Origin of the sequence: Paenibacillus sp. IHBB 3054 (assembly GCF_051594305.1) — a bacterium.
GTDB lineage: Bacteria > Bacillota > Bacilli > Paenibacillales > Paenibacillaceae > Paenibacillus_AQ.
On sequence record NZ_JBOFBG010000104.1, the window covers coordinates 1 to 1,442 of the forward strand.

Consider the following 1,442-nt stretch of genomic DNA (forward strand, 5'->3'; position numbering starts at 1 on the left):
GCTTCCTCGCTGTAGTGGATGCCTGATGTCTGTTTAATAGAGGAGTTGTCGATACTGCCTAGTAAATAACTTTAATAGGTGATAATGACGATGTGGACCTCATTAAGCAGTAAAGATAATATGATTGCCGAAATGTTTAAAGTCGCTTTAGAGCTTGAAGAACCATGGGAATTGACACACATTGAATATAATGACAAAGACGAAGCCTGGCATCTATTCATCGACTTCAAGCGGGGTGCAATGTTTTCTTGCCCTTCCTGTGGTGCGGCATGCAAAGCGTATGACGCGGAGAAGAAGGAATGGCGTCATCTGGATTTTTGGAACTGGAAAACCTATATGCATGCACGTGTTCCTCGGACAAACTGCACGAACTGCAACAAGGTGACTCTCGTCCCTGTCAAATGGTCACGCCCTCTGTCACGCTTTACGCTGCAGTTTGACGCTTGGGCGATGCGACTCATGGCTGAGATGCCGGTGAATGCAGCCGCCAGAGAACTCCGAGAACATGATACGCGGATGTGGCGGATTTTTCATCACTACGTCCATATAGCCATGAATGAACTGGATCTGACTAGCGTGAAACGAATTGCTGTAGATGAAACCTCGTCCCGTCGGGGTCATCGCTACATTACTTTATTTGTAGATGTAGACACCAAAACGGTATTGTTTGCAACCGAAGGAAAGAGCAAGGATACGCTAGAGAAATTCAAACAACATCTGATGAGCAAAGGGGCTACAGCCACCCAAATTCAAGAAATCTGCTGTGATATGTCCCCAGCATTCATTCGAGGTATTCAAGAACAGTTCCCTGAGGCTGAGATTACCTTTGACAAGTTTCACGTCATGAAAATGGTGAATGAAGCCGTTGACGAAGTCCGTAGAGAAGAACAAAAGCAAGCACCTGAGCTGAAACACAGTCGATATCTGTGGCTAAAGAATGTTTCCACGTTAAAGGAAGAACAGAAGGTGGAACTGAATAAACTAAAGGACGGTCACCTCCAAACCGGAAAAGCCTACCGCTTAAAGCTATCTCTGCAAGAACTCTGGACACAGCCTCATATTCTGGCCGATGTCTATTTACGGGAATGGATGGGTTGGGCTAGACGCTCCCAACTGAAACCGATGATGGAATTGTCCAAAACCTTGAAGCGACACGAAGAAGGCATCCTACGATGGTTTCATAGCCGAATGACGAACGGTTTGCTGGAAGGAATAAATGGGCTGATCCAAGCTGCAAAGAGAAAGGCACGGGGTTACCGTAATGTCCAAAACTTGATCGCAATGGTGTATATGACGGCGAACAAGCTTAGACTCCCAACGCTCGCAGCTCGTCGAGGGTAGTTCCCCTCCCCTTTTATACCATGGGTTTAGGAATCTATTAAAATAAACCAATCTATGATTCTATTCTAGCTAGCTTTACCCATCCAGTAGAGCGAAGAGCC

1 protein-coding gene is annotated in these 1,442 nt (G+C 46.0%); it reads left to right on the forward strand.

The window, feature by feature from the left end:
- The first annotated feature begins 90 nt into the window (after positions 1–90).
- Entirely contained in the window at positions 91–1,341 is a 1,251-nt protein-coding gene (locus ACQ76X_RS35825; RefSeq protein ID WP_438498654.1) for an ISL3 family transposase, read from the forward strand.
- Positions 1,342–1,442 lie beyond the last annotated feature (101 nt).